The organism is Bosea sp. (in: a-proteobacteria) (genome assembly GCF_023953965.1).
Classification (GTDB): domain Bacteria; phylum Pseudomonadota; class Alphaproteobacteria; order Rhizobiales; family Beijerinckiaceae; genus Allobosea.
In genome coordinates, this window is the sequence record NZ_JAMLIX010000002.1 from 71,369 (window position 1) to 85,339 (window position 13,971).

General features: G+C 70.2%; 12 protein-coding genes. 6 read left to right on the forward strand and 6 right to left on the reverse strand.

From position 1 onward, the window contains the following. The first annotated feature begins 26 nt into the window (after positions 1-26). On the forward strand, positions 27-3,482 hold the full coding sequence (locus M9917_RS15280; protein WP_297255056.1) for a chromosome segregation SMC family protein: 3,456 nt from the start codon (positions 27-29) through the stop codon (positions 3,480-3,482). A 9-nt stretch (positions 3,483-3,491) separates the two neighbouring features. Here M9917_RS15280 and M9917_RS15285 read toward each other — a convergent pair whose 3' ends face one another. Continuing rightward, a complete protein-coding gene (locus M9917_RS15285) occupies positions 3,492-4,616 on the reverse strand; it encodes a PA0069 family radical SAM protein (protein WP_297255057.1) in 1,125 nt (374 codons plus the stop codon). A gap of 125 nt (positions 4,617-4,741) precedes the next feature. On the opposite strand from M9917_RS15285, the gene M9917_RS15290 reads away from it, so the two are divergent. Both M9917_RS15290 and M9917_RS15295 read left to right on the forward strand, forming a co-directional pair. Beyond that, the gene (locus M9917_RS15290; RefSeq protein WP_297255059.1) at positions 4,742-5,227 is read left to right on the forward strand and encodes a hypothetical protein; all 486 of its coding nucleotides are present in this window, start codon (positions 4,742-4,744) and stop codon (positions 5,225-5,227) included. Between the two features lie 117 nt (positions 5,228-5,344). Continuing rightward, positions 5,345-5,470: a hypothetical protein gene (locus M9917_RS15295; RefSeq protein ID WP_297255061.1), complete on the forward strand. Its 126-nt coding sequence runs from the start codon at positions 5,345-5,347 to the stop codon at positions 5,468-5,470. A gap of 182 nt (positions 5,471-5,652) precedes the next feature. Here the strand turns inward: M9917_RS15295 and M9917_RS15300 are convergent, their stop codons facing one another. The 3 genes from M9917_RS15300 to M9917_RS15310 form a co-directional block, all read right to left on the reverse strand. After that, a complete protein-coding gene (locus M9917_RS15300; protein WP_297255063.1) occupies positions 5,653-6,027 on the reverse strand; it encodes a hypothetical protein in 375 nt (124 codons plus the stop codon). A gap of 87 nt (positions 6,028-6,114) precedes the next feature. Further along, the gene (ypfJ, locus tag M9917_RS15305) at positions 6,115-6,996 is read right to left on the reverse strand and encodes a KPN_02809 family neutral zinc metallopeptidase (RefSeq protein WP_297255065.1); all 882 of its coding nucleotides are present in this window, start codon (positions 6,994-6,996) and stop codon (positions 6,115-6,117) included. Positions 6,997-7,110: 114 nt separating this feature from the next. Then, positions 7,111-7,938, reverse strand: a complete 828-nt coding sequence (locus M9917_RS15310) for a uracil-DNA glycosylase (protein ID WP_297255067.1) — start codon at positions 7,936-7,938, stop codon at positions 7,111-7,113. A gap of 125 nt (positions 7,939-8,063) precedes the next feature. On the opposite strand from M9917_RS15310, the gene M9917_RS15315 reads away from it, so the two are divergent. After that, the gene (locus M9917_RS15315) at positions 8,064-9,743 is read left to right on the forward strand and encodes an electron transfer flavoprotein-ubiquinone oxidoreductase (RefSeq protein WP_297255069.1); all 1,680 of its coding nucleotides are present in this window, start codon (positions 8,064-8,066) and stop codon (positions 9,741-9,743) included. Positions 9,744-9,821: 78 nt separating this feature from the next. Here M9917_RS15315 and M9917_RS15320 read toward each other — a convergent pair whose 3' ends face one another. Then, positions 9,822-10,010: a hypothetical protein gene (locus tag M9917_RS15320; protein ID WP_297255070.1), complete on the reverse strand. Its 189-nt coding sequence runs from the start codon at positions 10,008-10,010 to the stop codon at positions 9,822-9,824. A gap of 203 nt (positions 10,011-10,213) precedes the next feature. Here M9917_RS15320 and M9917_RS15325 point away from each other — a divergent pair, with 203 nt between their 5' ends. Together M9917_RS15325 and M9917_RS15330 are read left to right on the forward strand one after the other, a co-directional pair. After that, positions 10,214-11,980: a tetratricopeptide repeat protein gene (locus M9917_RS15325; RefSeq protein ID WP_297255072.1), complete on the forward strand. Its 1,767-nt coding sequence runs from the start codon at positions 10,214-10,216 to the stop codon at positions 11,978-11,980. A gap of 29 nt (positions 11,981-12,009) precedes the next feature. Continuing rightward, positions 12,010-12,885 carry a 4-(cytidine 5'-diphospho)-2-C-methyl-D-erythritol kinase gene (locus tag M9917_RS15330; RefSeq protein ID WP_297255074.1) on the forward strand — a complete coding sequence of 292 codons (876 nt, stop codon included), beginning with the start codon at positions 12,010-12,012 and terminating at the stop codon, positions 12,883-12,885. A gap of 68 nt (positions 12,886-12,953) precedes the next feature. Here M9917_RS15330 and M9917_RS15335 read toward each other — a convergent pair whose 3' ends face one another. After that, the gene (locus tag M9917_RS15335) at positions 12,954-13,970 is read right to left on the reverse strand and encodes a polyprenyl synthetase family protein (RefSeq protein WP_297255076.1); all 1,017 of its coding nucleotides are present in this window, start codon (positions 13,968-13,970) and stop codon (positions 12,954-12,956) included. Between the last annotated feature and the right edge of the window lies 1 nt (position 13,971).

The window sequence follows — 13,971 nt, forward strand, 5'->3', positions numbered from 1 at the left end:
GGCGCGGCCGTCGCGAAGGAGCGGCCGTGCATCTGACGCGCCTCAAGCTCGCCGGCTTCAAGACCTTCGTCGAGCCGACGGAGTTCCCGATCGAGCCGGGGCTGACCGGCATCGTCGGGCCGAACGGCTGCGGCAAGTCGAACCTCGTCGAGGCGCTGCGCTGGGTGATGGGCGAAAGCTCGTTCAAGAACATGCGCGGCGCCGGGATGGACGACGTCATCTTCGGCGGCTCGAACGAGCGCCCGGCCCGCAACATGGCCGAGGTCTCGCTCACCCTCGACAACAGCGACCGCAAGGCGCCCGCCGCCTTCAACGAGGCCGATGTGCTCGAGGTCACGCGCCGGATCGAGCGTGACGAGGGCTCGACCTACCGCATCAACGGCAAGGAGGTGCGGGCGCGGGACGTCCAGCTCCTCTTCGCCGATGCCGCCACCGGCGCCCGCTCCGCCGCCCTGGTCCGGCAGGGGCAGATCAGCGAGATCATCGCGGCGCGGCCGCAATCGCGCCGCCGCATCCTGGAGGACGCCGCCGGCATCGCCGGCCTGCACAGCCGCCGCCACGAGGCGGAGCTGCGCCTGCGCGGGGCGGAGGACAACCTGACCCGGCTGGAGGACGTGCTCGGCGAGATCGACGGGCAGATCGAGGCCTTGCAGCGGCAGGCCCGGCAGGCCGGGCGCTATCGCAGCCTCGCCGCCGATATCCGCCGCGCCGAGGCGATGCTTGGCCTGATCGCCATCGGCGACGCTCGCGCCCAGCAGACGCAGGCCGAGCATGTGCTGAAGGAGGCGGTCGGCGCCGTCGCCGATCAGACCGGCTTGCAGGCCGAGGCCGCGAAACGGCAGGCCATCGCCGCCCATGCGATGCCGGTGCTGCGCGAGGCCGAGGCCGCCGCCGCTGCCGCGCTGGTCAGGCTGAAGCGCGGCCTCGACGAGCTCGAGGCCGAGGATCGCCGCGCCCGCCAGCGGGCGGAGGAACTGGGGCGGCGCCTTGCCGAATTGCAGGCCGATCTCGCGCGGCAGGAGACGATCGGGCGCGACGCCGCCGGCAGCCTCGCCCGGTTGTCCGGGGAGGGCGCGGCGCTCGCCCGCGAGGGCGAGGGTGCCGGATCGGACGCCGAAGCTGCGGCCGGGGCCGAGCGCGCGGCGGACGAGGCCCTCGCCGTGGCCGAAGCCGGGCAGGCCGCCGCCCAGGCGGCGCTCTCCGATCTCGCCGCGCGGCGGGCGGCGCTGGAAGGCGCGCTGCGGGAGGCCGGCCAGCGCCAGGGCCGCACCATGGCCGAGCGCGACAGGCTGGTCCACGATCTCGAAACCCTCGACGCCTCCGATGCGAAGGCCCGGCTCGACGCGCTGCGCGAGGCGCTCGCCGTCGCCGAAACGGCGCTGAAGCGAGCCGATGCCGAGGCGGGCGCGGCACGCGCGGCGGTCGCCTCCGCGCGCGAGCGCGAAGCCGCGCGGCGTGGCCCTCTTGCCGAGGCCGAGCGCAGGGCGCAGCGCCTCGACACCGAGATCGGCACGCTGCGCAAGCTCGTCGCCCCGGCGGCGGGCGATCGCTGGCCGGCGATCCTCGATGCGGTCAGCGTCGCCAAGGGCTATGAAATCGCGCTCGGCGCGGCGCTGGGTGACGATCTCGACGCCTCGACCGAGACGGGCGCCCCCGCGCATTGGAGCGATACCGGCGAAGGCGCGGACGACCCCGCCCTGCCGGCGGGCGCCGAGCCGCTCGCCACCCATGTCGCGGCGCCCGCCGCGCTGCTGCGGCGGCTCAGGCAGATCGGCATCGTCACGCCCGAGGCGGGCGAGGCCTTGCGGCCGGCGCTGAGGCAGGGCCAGGTGCTGGTCTCGCGCGCGGGCGATCTCTGGCGCTGGGACGGCTTCACCAGCGCGGCCGACGCCCCTTCGCCCTCCGCCCGGCGGCTCTCGGAGAAGAACCGCCTCGCCGATCTCGAAGGCGCGGCACAAGCGGCCCGCGAGGCAGCGGAGGCAGCGCGCCGGACATTGGACGCCGCGAGCACCGCGGCGCGGCAGGCGGCCGAGGCCGAGACAGCGGCGATCGAGGCGGCGCGGCTGGCGCGCCGCGCCGTCGATCAGGCCCGCGGGCAGCTGACGCTGGCCGAGCGCGCGGCGGCCGAGACGCTGGTGAAGCGCTCGACGCTGGCCGAGGCGATCAAGCGCCTTGGCCAGGCGGTCTCGGAAGCGACGCAACAGGTCGCCGCGCAGGAGGCGGGGCTTTCACTCCTGCCGGCCCCGGCCGCGCTGGAGAACAGGCTGCTCGAGGCCCGGCTGCTGTTGGGGCAAGCCCGTACCGCCGCCTCCGATGCCCGCGCGCGGGTCCAGACCCTGGCCCGGGAAGCGGAATTGCGCGCCCGCCGTCGCGAGGCCGTCGCCGCCGAGATCCGGGCCTGGGAGGAGCGCGCCGCGGCAAGCCTCCAGGCTGCCGCTGAGACCCGCCGCCGGATCGAGGCCGCCGATGCCGAGCGCAAGACCCTCCTCGATGCGCCCGACAGCTTCCTCGTCGAGCGGCGCCGCCTCGTCGCCGAAATCGATGGGGCGGAAGGCGCGCGCCGCGCGGCGGCCGACCGGCTCGCCGCCGGCGAGACCGCGCTGGCGGAGGCCGACCGGCAGGCGCGGCTTGCGCTCGAAGGGCTTTCGGGCGCCCGCGAGCGCCGCGCCTCGGCCGAGGCGCGGCTCGAAGCCGCCCGCCAGCGCCTCGCCGACATCGTCCGCCAGATCCAGGATGGCCTCGATACCGGCCTCGACGGGCTGCAGGCGATCGCCGGCGTCAAGCCGGGCGACGGCCTGCCGGAACCGGAGGCGATCGAGCGGCGCCTCGTCAATCTCAAGGGCGAGCGCGAGCGGCTCGGCGCCGTCAACCTGCGCGCCGAGGACGAGCTTGTCGCGGTCAAGGCCAAGCGCGAGGGGCTGTCCGGCGAGCATGACGACCTGACGGAGGCGATCCGCCGCCTCAGGCAGGCGATCGGCGCGCTCAACCGCGAGGGGCGCGAGCGCCTCGCCGCCGCCTTCACCGTCGTCGACGGTCATTTCCAGCGGCTGTTCGGCGTCTTGTTCGGCGGCGGCGAGGCCGAGCTCAGGCTGGTGGATTCGGAAGACCCGCTCGATGCCGGGCTCGAGATCTTCGCCCGCCCGCCCGGCAAGAAGCCGCAGGTGATGACGCTGCTCTCGGGCGGCGAGCAGGCGCTGACCGCGATCGCGCTGATCTTCGCGGTGTTCCTGACCAACCCCTCGCCGATCTGCGTGCTCGACGAGGTCGACGCGCCGCTCGACGACGCCAATGTCGAGCGCTATTGCGACCTGCTCGCCGAGATGGCGCGGAGCACTGAGACCCGCTTCATCCTGATCACCCACAACCCGATCACCATGGCGCGGATGCAGCGGCTGTTCGGCGTGACCATGATCGAGCGCGGGGTCAGCCGCATGGTCTCGGTCGACCTCGCCACGGCGGAGGCCATCCGCGAGGCGGGTTGAGGGCGGCGCTCAGAACAGGCTGAGCTGCGCCTTCTCCTTCTGCGGCTTGACGAAGAGATCGGTCCGCAGCCGCCGCCGCGCCGCGTTGAAGCCGATCCGCTCGGCCGCCATCTCGAAGCGCCGGCCGATCATCCAGGCATAGGGGCCGGAGCCGACCATGCGCTGGCCCCATTGCGAATCGTAGTCCTTGCCGCCGCGCGTCGAGCGGATCAGCGACATCACGTGCCTGAGCTTGTCGGGATGATGCGTCAGGAGCCATTCCTGCACGATGTCGCGGACCTCGAGCGGCAGCCTGAGCAGAACGTAGCCGGCGCCCTCGGCGCCCGCCGCCTTCGCCGCGTCGAGGATGCGTTCGATCTCGTGCTCGTTGATCGCCGGGATGATCGGCGCGACCAGGACCGAGACCGGGATCCCGGCCTCGGCCAGCCGCCGGATCGTCTCCAGCCGCTTCGCGGGCGAGGCGGCGCGCGGCTCCATGCCGCGCGCGGTCTTCGGATCGAGCGTCGTCACCGAGAGCGCGACCTTGACCAGCCCCTTCTCCGCCATCGGCGCCAGGATATCGATGTCGCGCTGCACCAGCGCCGATTTCGTCACGATGCCGACCGGGTGGTTGAAGGCTGAGAGCACCTCGAGGATCGCGCGCATGACCTTGAGCTTCCGCTCGATCGGCTGATAGGCGTCGGTATTGGTGCCGATGGCGATGGTGCGCGGCTGGTAGGACGGCGCGGACAGCTCCTTCTCCAAAAGCGCCGCGGCATCGGGCTTCACCGTCAGCCTGCTCTCGAAGTCGAGCCCCGGCGAGAGGCCGAGATAGGCGTGGGTCGGCCGGGCGAAGCAGTAGACGCAGCCATGCTCGCAGCCGCGATAGGGATTGATCGAGCGGTCGAAGGAGATGTCGGGCGAGGTGTTGCGCGTGATGATGCTGCGCGCCTTCTCATAGGCGATCTCGGTCTGGAACGGCGGCAGCTCGCCCAGCGACCCCCAGCCGTCATCCTCCGCGATGCGTTCCTCGGCCTCGTAGCGCCCGCCCGGATTGATCGTGGCGCCGCGCCCGCGCCGCCTCTCCGCGTCGACGCGATCGCCGGCACGGGCCGTCGCCGGGAAGGGCCGTGGGGTGGGTCTGGCCTGTGGCATGGCTTTTCGAACCGGGGCGGCGCCGGGAATCGGCGCCTTCTGGTCCGTTTTAGAGTGAACATAACAAGAACAAAAGGCAAGTGGCGGGATTGTGGCATGCTGCAATGCGGCATAGGATTTCGCTCATGCTCACGGCTGTGATCCGCGGCGATGGTTCCCCCGAGGCGCTCGCCGCGACGCTCTCCATCCTGATTCCGGCGGTCGCGGAGGGGCTTCTCGGCCATGCGGTGATCGTCGACACCGCCGGAACGTTGGCGGCGCGGCGGACCGCAGACGCGACCGGCGCGCATTATCTGCGCGCCGATCCGGGCCGGGCCTGGCAGGATGGCGCGGCCCATGCACGCGGCGAGCGCCTGGTGCTGTTCGATGCCGGCGACGCGCCGCAGGCCCATTGGGTGCAGGTCGTGGAGCGCCATCTCTCGCTCGCGCCGCAGCGGCCGGGGCTGATTCCGCTCAGCGGGATCGCCGCATCCCTGCGCGAGCGGGTCCTGTTCGCCCTCGGTGGCCGCGGGCTTCGGCCGGGGCTGGTCCTGCCGAGGACGATGGCGGCGGCCGGCCGCCTCGACCGCGCCCCCGTCCGGCTGCCGGTCCTGCGGGAGCGGGCCGGTTAGGCCATGCGCGAAATGCATGGCGGAGTGCATTCTAGCCAGGGTATTGTGCAATGCAGCATAAGTTCATAGCTTAACGAACGCCAAAAGCGGCTCCTCAGACATCGAAAGGAGAGATCCATGCTTGAACGGCACGATTCCCGTCGCGCGCTTGAGACCGAGCGCGAGGAGGACGAGCGCGAGGAAGAGCAGGAGGGCGACGATACGTTCTCGCCGCGCGCGCATCAGGACGGATTCTGGAGCTAGAGCGTCGGACCGGGAAGTGGAAGCCACGGTTCGGAAAATCCGAAGCTGAAACAAGAAGATAGATCGTCACGTCGCGTCCGGTGGGACGCCTGGCGATCCAGGATCGGGCGCCCGCCAAAACGAAACGGAGGGCTGCAATGAGCCCTCCGCGTCAAAAAATCCGGAAATTGTGCGGACCGCCGTCACCAGCGGTCGTAGCGGGGGCGGCCATAGCCATAGGGCGGCGGGCCGCCGGGGCGGGGGCGGTAACCCTGGTCGAAGCCACGGCCGTAGCCGGGTCCGGGACCATAACCCGGCCTGGGGCCCGGGCCGTAGCCGGGACCACGGCCGCGACCGGCGCCGTAGGCAGGCCCGCCCTGGCGCTGCCGGTTCAGGTTCTGCTGGATGATCATCATCCGCTCGCGCTTGGCCGCGCTGGCGGTGAATTCGACCGCCTGCCTGTCGAGCTGATGCGCGATGGCCGGCGCGAGCGCTTCGCTGGCCGGCGTGGCCGAAGCCGTTGTCGCCGCTGCGGCGGCGCTGGCGGCGATCGCCGCGGCGATCAGGAAACGACGCATGGAATTCTCCTTCTGGCTCATGTTCCGCAATCTAGCCCGGTGAAGAGTAACGCGGGATGAACGGAACGGTTCGGCCGGAGGATTGCGCTACACCTGGTTGCGGAAGGTGTCGCAACTCTGCATCGAGCCGGACTGGAAGCCGGTGTTGAACCACTTCATGCGCTGGGTCGAGGAGCCGTGCGTGAAGGAATCCGGCACGACCACGCCCTGCGCCGCCTTTTGCAGCTTGTCGTCACCGATGGCCGAGGCGGTCCGCATCGCCTGCTCGATGTCGCCCTGGTCGAGCCGGCCCATCGCCTGGATGTTGTGCGCCCAGACGCCGGCGAAGCAGTCGGCCTGCAATTCGATGCGCACCGAGATCGCGTTGGCGTCGCGCTCGGAGGAGCGCTCGCGCAGCTGGTTGGCCTTGGGCAGGATGCCGAGCAGGTTCTGGATGTGGTGGCCGACCTCGTGGCCGACGACATAGGCATAGGCGAACTCGCCGCCGCCGCCGAGCTTGCGCTGCATCTCCCGGAAGAAGGAGGTGTCGAGATAGACCTTCTTGTCGGCCGGGCAATAGAACGGCCCCATGGCGGCCTGCGCCGTGCCGCAGCCGGAGCGGTCGACGCCGTTGAACAGCACGAGGCGCGGCGGCTGATAGCGGGTATTGGCCTGCTGCGGCAGGATCTTGGACCAGATGTCCTCGTTCTGCGCCAGCACGGCCGAGACGAAGCGGCCCATCTCGTCCTGCGGCGGGCCGGAGGAAGGCTGCGCCTCCTGCGCCTGCCGGCCTCCACCGATGCCGCCGAGCATCTCGGCGCCGCCGATCAGCAGGCGCGGATCGATGCCGAGCGCCCAGCCGAGCAGGCCGAGCACCACCATCGTGCCGATTCCGACGCCGCCGCGCCCGCCGGGCATGCCGGCGAAGCCGCCGCCGCTGCCGCGCCTGTCCTCGAGGTTTTCGGACTGGCGGTAATCTTTCCACTGCATGAAGGCGTCCCCGGCGAAGCTCCCCGCAATGTCGCCAAGAGAGCCGGGGAACTCAAGTCGTCTTTGCAAGGCGGTTCCTGAACGCCAGCTGACCGCGGCGGTTCCGGAACCGGATCAGCTTTCCCCCAAAGCTGCCTTCAGCGCGCGCAGGTCGCGCCAGCTCAGGCGTTTGTCGAGCGGGCGGCGCAGCAGATAGGCCGGGTGCAGCGTCGCGATGGCGCGGATACGCCGCGTGCCGGTGTCGTATTCCACCCATTTGCCGCGCGATCGCAAGATGCCGGTGAAGCCGAGCAGCCCCTGCGCCGAAGGGCCGCCGACGCAGACCAGGATGTCGGGATCGGCGAGCTCGATCTGGCGCTGGATGAAGGGCAGGCAGATCGCCACCTCCTGCGGGGTCGGCGTGCGGTTGCCGGGCGGGCGCCAGGGCAGCAGGTTGGCGATGTAGACGTCCTCCTTCCGGCTCAGCCCGATCGCCGCCAGCATGCGGTCGAGCAACTGCCCCGAGCGCCCGACGAAGGGCAGGCCGAGCCGGTCCTCGTCGGCGCCCGGCGCCTCGCCCACCATCATCACCCGGCCTTGCGGGTTGCCGTCGGCGAAGACCAGGTTCTTGGCCGTGGCCTTGAGCGCGCAGCCCTCGAACCCGGCCATGGCGGCCTTCAGCTCGTCGAGCGTGCGCGCCTCGCGGGCGAGCGCGCGGGCACTCACCGTCGCATCGTCCGGCGCGGTCGCGGCCGCGGGCATCGGCCGTGCCGGCGCCGCCGGCCGGCCCGGCAGCGGGCGAAGCTGCCCGGCGGCGCGCGGGGCGGATGGGAGGGGAGCCGCTTCGGCGAAATGGTTGCGCGGCACCTCGTCGAGCGCCTCGGTCACGCCCATCTCGGCGTACCAGCTCAGAAGCTCGTGAAGATCGGGTGCGCCGGGGTCGGCGGCATCGGACAGGCTCATGCGTTCAAGTCTACACCCTCCGGCGCGGCTTCGCGAGCCGGCGCAGTTGCAAAATGGCGCGCGCGCTTGGATAGAGGGGTTCCAGACTGGTTGTGGGTGGCGCGGGTTTCGAGGCGGAGGGCAGGATGGATTTGAAGGAAGCACTGAGCGAACCGCGCGAAAGCATGGACTATGACGTCGTCATCGTCGGCGCCGGTCCTGCCGGGCTCGCGGCGGCGATCCGGCTGAAGCAGCTCGATGAAAGCCTCTCCGTCGTCGTGGTCGAGAAGGGCGCCGAGGTCGGCGCCCATATCCTGTCTGGCGCCGTCATCGATCCGATCGGCCTCGACCGTCTCGTGCCGGACTGGCGCGACGATCCCGAGCGCCCGCTCACCACCGAGGTCACAGAGGACGTCTTCTACTTCCTGACCGAGCCCAACGGCATCCGCCTGCCGAATTTCGGCATGCCGAAGCTGATGAACAACCACGGCAATTTCGTCGGCTCGCTCGGGCTGGTGGCGAAATTCCTGGCGGCGCGGGCCGAGGCGCTCGGTGTCGAGATCTATCCGGGCTTCGCCGCCGCCGAGCTGCTCTATAACGAGGATGGCTCGGTCGCCGGCATCGCCACCGGCGACATGGGCATCGCCAGGGACGGCACCGTCTCCGACCGCTTCACCCGCGGCATGGAGCTGCGCGGCCGCTACACCTTGCTGGGCGAGGGCGCGCGCGGCTCGCTTTCCAAGATCGCGATCAAAAAATTTGCGCTCGACGCCGGCCGCGAGCCGCAGAAATACGGCATCGGCCTGAAGGAGCTCTGGCAGGTCGAGCCGGAGAAGTTCCACAAGGGCCGCGTCCAGCATTCCTTCGGCTGGCCGCTCGGCAACGGCACCGGCGGCGGCTCCTTCCTCTACCATTTCGACGACAACCTGGTCTCGGTCGGCTTCGTCGTCCATCTGAACTACACCAATCCGACGCTCTCGCCCTTCGACGAGTTCCAGCGCTTCAAGACCCATCCGCTGATCCGCGACACCTTCGAGGGCGCAAAGCGCATCGCCTATGGCTCGCGCGCGATCACCGAGGGCGGCTTCCAGTCGGTGCCGAAGCTGAGCTTCCCGGGCGGGGCGCTGATCGGCTGCGCGGCGGGCTTCGTCAACGTGCCGCGCATCAAGGGCAGCCACAACGCCATCCTCTCGGGCATGCTGGCGGCTGAAAAGCTGCTGCCGGCGCTGCAAGCCGGCCGTCAGCACGACGAGGTCGTCGAGATCGAGGAGAGCTGGCGCGACAGCGATATCGGCCGGGACCTGAAGCCGGTCCGCAACGTCAAGCCGCTCTGGTCGAAATTCGGCACGGCTGTGGGCATCGGGCTCGGCGGGGTCGACATGTGGCTGAACCAGCTCTTCGGCTGGTCGCCCTTCGGCACGCTGAAGCACGGCAAGCCGGACTACGCCACGCTGAAGCCGCTCGCCGAGGTCAAGCCGATCAGCTACCCCAAGCCCGACGGCAAGATCTCCTTTGACAAGCTTTCCTCGGTCTTCCTCTCCTCGACCAATCACGAGGAGGACCAGCCGGCCCATCTGAAGCTGACCGATCCGACGATCCCGATCGCGAGGAACCTGCCGCTCTATGGCGAGCCGGCGCGGCTCTATTGTCCGGCCGGTGTCTACGAGGTGGTCTATGAGAACACGGAGGCCAAGACCAATCCGCGCTTCGTGATCAACGCGCAGAACTGCGTCCACTGCAAGACCTGCGACATCAAGGACCCGGCCCAGAACATCACCTGGACGGTGCCGGAAGGCGGCGGCGGACCTGGCTACGCGAATATGTGATCGCGGGCGATTCGCCGGCCGATGAATCAAGAAGGGCGCGCCGCGCGGCGCGCCCTTTGTCGTTGGCCCGAAGGCCGGTCAGCCCTTGCGGACGACCGGCGCGACCGGCTTGGTTTCGTCCTTGGCGCAGCCGGCGACGAAGCCGCCCAGCAGCGCCACGGCGGCAATGCTCAGAATGATCTTTTTCATTGGAATGATCCCGGTTGAGTTGCTGCGAAACCTGCAGGCGGGCGAAATATAGTCCCGATATCCTTGTGTGATGACCATCTTTCCTTGCTCCGGTTTCCGTTCCTCACGGATTCCCGCGAGTGTTGCGCGGCTGCTACGAAACCGGGGCTTCGCGGCGCCTGGGCCAGCTTGCCCGCCCGCCCGGAAACCGCCATCTTGGCGGCCTACGCGAAGCGATCACGGTCCGCTGGATGCGCGCGCCCCGGAATGACGGGGCAGCGGACCGAGGGAGAATGGCAGTCGTGACATTATTGAAGAAAGTGCGTGCTTCCGGCACGGCTGCTGCCCTGTCGCTGTTGCTGTTCCTGCCGGCCATGGCCGCCGCCCAGGGCGCGACTCAAGCCCGCGCCGCCGATTCGCTCGAGCCGGGCGACAGCCTGGAGGGCAACTACCTCGCGGCGATCGTCGCCGGCGCCTCGCGCGATCTCGGCGCGGCCTCGGTCTATCTGCGCGAGGCGATCAAGGAAGACCCGCAGAACAACGACCTGACCGAGCGCGCTTTCGTCGCCTTCCTGGCCGACGGCGCCATGCAGGACGCCTTCCGGGCCGCCGACAAGCTGATCCAGCACGATCCCGGCAACGGGCTGGCGCAGCTCGTCATCGGCATCCGCTCGATCAAGCAGAAGAACTATCAGACGGCGCGCAACCATCTCCAGCGCGGCGGCAAGGGGCGGGCGGCCGACATCACCGCGACGCTGCTCTCGGCCTGGTCCTATCTCGGCTCGGGCAATTCCCGCCGCGCCATCGAGACCCTGGAGCGCCTGAAGGGCGAGCCCTCCTACAATCTCTTCCGCGACTATCACGCCGGGCTGATCCTCGACGCCGCCAGCCGCAGGACCGAGGCCGGCAAGCGGCTGAAAGCCGCCTACGACGCCGAGAAGACGACGCTGCGCGTGGTCGATGTCTGGGCGCGCTACCAGGCGCGCGCCGGCGATTTCGAGGGGGCCGCCAAAACCTATGCTGCCTTCGACCAGCTTTTGCCGAATCACCCGATCATCCGCGAGGGCATGGCGCTCGTCGGCCGGAAGGAGGCGCCGTCGCGCCAGATCTCCACGGCGCAGCAGGGCGCGGCCGAGGTGCTCTACGGCCTCGCCAGCGCCGGCAACCGCCAGGGCGACGAGGCGGCGGCGCTGCTCTATCTGCGCATGGCGATCTATCTCGATCCCGGCCACGACCTCGCCATCCTGGCGCTCGGCGACATCCTCGAGCGCGCCCGCCAGCCGGAGGATGCCGTCACCGTCTACGACAGGATGCCGGCCTCCTCGCCGCTGCGCCCGAACGCCGAGATCCAGGCGGGGCTGGCGCTGGAGAACCTCGGCAAGTCCGAGGAGGCGGTGAAGCATCTCGACAAGGTGATCGCGGAGCGGCCGGACGATATCGACGCGCTTTCCGCGCTCGGCAACGTCTATCGCTCGCGCAAGCTGTTCGCCGAGGCGGCCGCGACCTATGACAAGGCGATCGCCAAGCTCGCTTCGCCCGGCCGCGCCAACTGGGATCTGTATTATTTCCGCGGCATCACCCGCGAGCGCAGCAACCGCTGGCCGGAGGCCGAGGCCGATCTGCGCAAGGCGCTCGAGCTCCTGCCCGATCCGCTCGGCTCCGAGCGCGCGCTGGTCCTGAACTATCTCGGCTATTCGCTGGTCGACAGGCATCTCAAGCTCGACGAGGCGCTCGACATGCTGCGCCGCGCGGTCGAGCTCAGGCCGCGCGACGGCTACATCATCGATTCGCTGGGCTGGGCCTATTACCGCCTCGGCCGCTACGAGGAAGCCGCGCGCGCGATCGAGCGCGCCATGGAGATGCGTCCCTCCGATCCGGTCATCAACGATCATCTCGGCGACGCCTATTGGAAGACCGGGCGCCAGCTCGAGGCGAAGTACCAGTGGAACCATGCCCGCGACCTCAAGCCCGAGCCGGAGGATCTGGAGAAGATCCTGCGCAAGATCGAGCGCGGGCTCGAGGATCCCTCCGCCAACGCCGTCGAGGAGACGAAGAAGGACGGCGGCTGACCCCCGTCGCCGCGCCGGAGTTCAACCCCGTGGTTCTGCCGCTGACGACGCGGGCGCGCGCCAAGGTCAATCTCGACCTCAAGGTGCTGGGCCGGCGCGCGGACGGCTATCACGAGCTCGAAAGCCTCGTCGCCTTCGCGCGCATCGGCGACACGCTCTCGCTCGATCCCGCTGCACCGCTTGGCCTCTCGATCGCCGGCCCGCGCGCGGCCGGTCTGCCGGCCGATGACGGCAATCTCGTGCTGCGCGCGGCCCGCGCGCTCGCTGCCGCGCGCCCGGCTTCACGCCTCGGGCGCTTCCACCTCGTCAAGCGCCTGCCGGCCGCCTCGGGGCTGGGCGGCGGCTCGGCCGATGCGGCGGCGGCGCTGCGCCTGCTGGCGCGGCTGAACGGCATCGCCCCGGCCGATCCGCTCCTGCGCGAGGTCGCCATGCAGGTCGGGGCCGACGTCCCGGTCTGCCTCGATTCGCGCGCACGGCTGATGGCGGGCATCGGCGAGCGGCTCGGGCCGGTGCTGCGGCTGCCACCGCTGTTCGCCGTGCTGGTCAATCCGGGGGTGGCGGTCGAGACGGTCGCGGTGTTCCGGGCGCTCGGACTGAAGGCCGGCGAGACGGTCTCCGCGGCGGGTAAGGCGAGCCTCGCGGCGCCGGCATCGGCCGCGGCGCTGCCGGGCTGGTTCGCATCGACGACCAACGACCTCGCTGCGCCGGCGCAACGGATCGCGTCGGAGATCGGCGAGGTTCTGGAGCGGCTCGGCGCGGCATCGGGTTGCCGGTTCGTCCGGATGTCCGGCTCGGGAGCGACCTGCTTCGCGCTGTTCGACGATTGCCATGCCAGCGCCACGGCGGCGAAGGCGTTGCAGCGCGAACAGCCGGGCTGGTGGGTGAAGCCGACGCTGCTGGGTTAGACGCAGCCGCGAAATCAAGCGGGCGGGGAACGCTATCCCGGAGGGAAGGGGGTTCCCCGCGTATTCTCTCAATGCGCCCGCGCCACGCAGAAATCGACCGCGGCGTTGAGCGCCTGCTTCATCGGCGAGGCCGGGAACAGGCCGAGCGCGTCCTTGGCCATGCGCGCATAATGCCCGGCGCGGGCGATCGTGTCGTCGAGCGCCTGGTGCCGGCGCATGATCGCCTGCGCTTCTTCCAGGTCACCCTCCCGGATCTCTCCATCCTGGAGCGTGCGTTTCCAGAAGGCGCGCTCGGCCTCGTCGCCGCGGCGGAAGGAGAGCACCACCGGCAGCGTGATCTTGCCCTCGCGGAAATCGTCGCCGGTGTTCTTGCCGAGCTTGGCGGCGACGCCGCCATAGTCGAGCGCGTCGTCGATGAGCTGGAAGGCGATGCCGAGATTGAGGCCGTAGCTGCGGCAGGCGGCGTCGCTCGCCTTCGGGGAGCCGGCGATCACCGGCCCGACCTCGCAGGCGGCGGCGAAGAGCTCCGCCGTCTTGCCGCGGATCACCGAAAGATATTCGTCCTCGGTCGTCTCCGTGTTCTTGGCGACCGCGAGCTGGAAGACCTCGCCCTCGGCGATCACGGTGGCGGCCGTCGACAGGATGTCGAGCGCGCGCAGCGAGCCGACCTCGACCATCATCTTGAACGCCTGGCCGAGCAGGAAATCGCCGACCAGCACGCTCGCCTCGTTGCCCCAGAGCATGCGCGCGGCGAGCTTGCCGCGGCGCATGTCGCTCTCGTCGACGACGTCGTCGTGCAGCAGCGTGGCGGTGTGCATGAACTCGACGGAGGCCGCGAGCTTGACATGGCCCTCGCCCGCATAGCCGCAGAGATTGGCCATGGCGAGCGTCAGCATTGGCCGCAGGCGCTTGCCGCCCGAGGAGATCAGGTGGTTGGCGACCTCCGGGATCATCGTCACGTCCGAGCCGGTGCGCGACAGGATCATCGCGTTGACGCGCTCCATGTCCGCGCGCGTCAGCGCGACCAGCGGCTCGATGCCGGCCTGATTCGATTCCCGTTCCTCGAGGGATACGACGACACCCACT

Excerpts from the sequence above, each read along its gene's own strand:
- M9917_RS15315 (WP_297255069.1), top strand. The coding sequence starts at position 8,064 with ATGGATTTGAAGGAAGCACTGAGCGAACCGCGCGAAAGCATGGACTAT.
- M9917_RS15300 (WP_297255063.1), bottom strand. The coding sequence starts at position 6,027 with ATGCGTCGTTTCCTGATCGCCGCGGCGATCGCCGCCAGCGCCGCCGCA.
- M9917_RS15285 (WP_297255057.1), bottom strand. The coding sequence starts at position 4,616 with ATGCCACAGGCCAGACCCACCCCACGGCCCTTCCCGGCGACGGCCCGT.
- M9917_RS15290 (WP_297255059.1), top strand. The coding sequence starts at position 4,742 with ATGCTCACGGCTGTGATCCGCGGCGATGGTTCCCCCGAGGCGCTCGCC.
- ypfJ (WP_297255065.1), bottom strand. The coding sequence starts at position 6,996 with ATGCAGTGGAAAGATTACCGCCAGTCCGAAAACCTCGAGGACAGGCGC.
- M9917_RS15310 (WP_297255067.1), bottom strand. The coding sequence starts at position 7,938 with ATGAGCCTGTCCGATGCCGCCGACCCCGGCGCACCCGATCTTCACGAG.
- M9917_RS15295 (WP_297255061.1), top strand. The coding sequence starts at position 5,345 with ATGCTTGAACGGCACGATTCCCGTCGCGCGCTTGAGACCGAGCGCGAG.
- M9917_RS15320 (WP_297255070.1), bottom strand. The coding sequence starts at position 10,010 with ATGGTCATCACACAAGGATATCGGGACTATATTTCGCCCGCCTGCAGG.